The organism is Actinomycetospora sp. (assembly GCF_055612215.1).
This window is the reverse complement of the sequence record NZ_JBVPVA010000012.1, coordinates 1-2,837: the sequence shown is the minus strand read 5'-3', so window position 1 is coordinate 2,837 and position 2,837 is coordinate 1. Positions and strand designations below refer to the sequence as shown.

The following is a 2,837-nucleotide window of genomic DNA, read 5'->3' as shown; positions in this document are numbered from 1 at the left end:
CCAGCGCCCTGCCGCCCCTGCAGCCCTCGACGCAGACGGTGCCCTTCACCGAGTGCACCGCCCCGGTCGTCGCCGAGCTGGGCGGACCGGCCGCCCTCGGCGGGCGCGACCTGCGGATGAGCTGCGCGACGGTGCCGGTGGGCGGCGGCTTCGCGACGGGGTCCTCGGCCTCGGCCGCCGAGGTCGACGTCACGCGGGTGACGCTCGGTCCGGCCCCGACCACGCCGACGGTGCCGATCGCGGTGCTCGGCGACCCGGGCCGGCGGACCGGGACCGAGGCGGCTGTGCGGCTCGCCGCCCGGGGCCCGGTCGACCTGCTCGCCGGCCGCGCCCTCTACGGCGTCGACGTCCGGGGCAGCTCCGGGACCGCCGTCGACTGCGTCACCCCCACCACCCGGGCGGCCCTGGACGACGCCGACCCCGCCGCCGCGGACCCGGTCGCCCTCGCGCCGTTCGCGGCGGCCGCGAGCAGCGCGGCCCGCACGTGCTCCCAGCTGCTCGAGGACTCGCTCACCGACTTCACCACCGCGACCGACGCCGACGACCTCGAGGAGGTCCGCCAGGCGATCGGGGCCCGGCAGCTGAACGCGATCGGGCTCGGCGGTGGCGCGTCCACCCTCGCCCGCTGGGCCCAGGCCCACCCCGGCGCGCAGGGTCGCCTCGTGCTCGACGCGCTCCCCGACCCCACCGCCACCGAGCCGGTCGGGGCCGACCAGCGTGCCGCCGCGGCCCGCGCCGGCCTCGACGCCTTCGCCACCGCGTGCGTCTCCGCCGGGGCCTGCCCGCTCGGGCCGGACCCGCACGCCGCGGTCGCCGACCTCGTCGCGCGGCTGCGCGCCGCGCCCCTGCCCGGTGCTCCCGACGCGACGGGACCGGTGCCGGGCCGCGCGCTCACGGCCGGGACGGTCGTCTCCGTGCTGGTCGACCGCCTCGGCGACCCCGACTCCTGGCCGGCCCTCGCGACCGCGCTGGCCGCGGCCCGGACCGGCAGCCCGGCGGGGGTGCTGGCGCTCGCGGAGGCCCGCGAGGGCGTGGGCACCGGCGCGGCCGGTGGCGTCGGCGACGCCGGCTACGACCTCGGGCTCGTCCAGACCTGCAACGACGACGCGGGCCGCCAGACCCTCGACCAGGTCGCCGCGGCGGTGCGGCGCGCCGCGGCCGGGGACCCGGTGTTCGGCGGCTGGTTCGCGCAGCGGCCCCTGGCGTGCGCCTCGTGGCCGGTGCCGACGGCCGCGCCCGCCCCGTTCGCCGGCACGCCGACCCCGACGTTGCTGCTCGGGACCGCGGCCGACCCGGCCGTGCCGCTCGCGGAGAGCCAGCGGGTGGCGGCGGGCATGCAGGGTGCGGTGCTGGTGTCGTGGCTGGGCGCGGGGCACGGCGCGTTCCCCGGGACGCCGTGCATCGCCGGGGTGGTCGAGGACTTCCTGGTCGGCGGCGCGATCCCGCGCGAGGAGACCGTCTGCCCGCCCTGAGGTCCCCGTCGCGTGAGCTGGTGATCATTTTCCTGACGACCCGGGGACGCGCCCGTAGGGTCGCCCGCGTGCCCCTGCCGCGACTGTTCGATGCCGCGCTCGACCGTCTCGTGCTCCCGGGCTACTCGCGGCTGGGCTACCTCGCCCGCTCCGCCGGGTGGACGTCGCTCCCGGACGGCACCCTGACCGGACGTACGGTGGCGGTGACCGGGGCGAGCGCGGGGCTCGGGGAGGCCACCGTCGCGGGGCTCGTGCGCCTGGGCGCCGACGTCGAGATGGTGGTGCGCGACCGCGGGCGCGGTGAGGCGGCCCGCGACCGCGTCCTCGCGGCGCACCCCGGCGCCCGGGTGACGGTGGCGCGGTGCGACCTGTCCGACCTTGCCGACGTGCGCCGCTACGCCGCCGACGCGCGCGACCGGCTGATCGCGCTGCACGGCCTGGTGCACAACGCGGGCGTGCTCCCCGCCGAGCGCACCGAGACCGCGGCCGGGCACGAGCTGTGCCTGGCCACCCACGTGCTCGGGCCGTTCCTGCTCACCCGCGAGCTGCTGCCGCTGCTGCGCGCCGGCTCGCCGCCGGAGCGCCCCGGCAACCCGTCCCGCGTGGTCTTCGTGTCCTCGGGCGGGATGTACACCGCGTCCATGCACGTCGACGACCCGGAGTTCCTGGCGGGCCGCTTCTCCGGCGGCGCCGCCTACGCCCGCACCAAGCGCATGCAGGTCGTCCTCGCCGAGCTGCTCGCCGACGACCTCGCCGCCTCGGGCGTCGTGGTCCACAGCATGCATCCGGGCTGGGCCGACACCCCCGGCGTCGCCGGCTCGATGCCCGCCTTCCACCGGATCACCGGGCCGTTCCTGCGCACCGTCCAGCAGGGCGCCGACACCGCCGTCTGGCTGCAGGCCGCCCGCGAGCCCGGCCGCTGCAGCGGGGTCTTCTGGCACGACCGCACCCCGCGCCCGACCCACTACCTGCCCCGCGGCGTCGAGAGCCCGGCGGAGCGGGCCGGGCTCTGGGCGCTCTGCGTGGACGCCACCGCGGCCTGAACCGCTCCGGAGCCCCGAACGGTCGCCCGATCGGAGGAGTTCGGGAGAACGCGGTCACCGGTCGGATAACACTCGGACCCGGTCCGTCGATGCGACGGTTGAAGGGCCCCGCGGCGGAGCGGGGACTCCGGTGCCATCGGGGGCGACGGGATGAGTCAGGACACGGACACCACGGGCGACCGCGCGGTCGAGCGGCCCGGCGCGGGCGGGCCGACGGCCCCCCGGACCGGTGGCCAGCCGCTCCCCGGCGCGGCGAGCGGAGGCCCCGGCCCCCGGTCGCCGTACGCGCAGCACCCCGGACCCGTCCGGCCGACCGGACCGG

At 79.0% G+C, this 2,837-nt stretch carries 2 protein-coding genes; both read left to right on the top strand.

Features of this window, described 5'->3' with window-relative positions:
- On the top strand, nt 1–1,472 hold a 1,472-nt coding region (locus AC0CYZ_RS00260), incomplete at its 5' end, for an alpha/beta hydrolase (protein WP_472210836.1).
- 68 nt (nt 1,473–1,540) lie between these two features.
- Entirely contained in the window at nt 1,541–2,515 is a 975-nt protein-coding gene (locus tag AC0CYZ_RS00255) for an SDR family NAD(P)-dependent oxidoreductase (protein WP_472210833.1), read from the top strand.
- Nucleotides 2,516–2,837 lie beyond the last annotated feature (322 nt).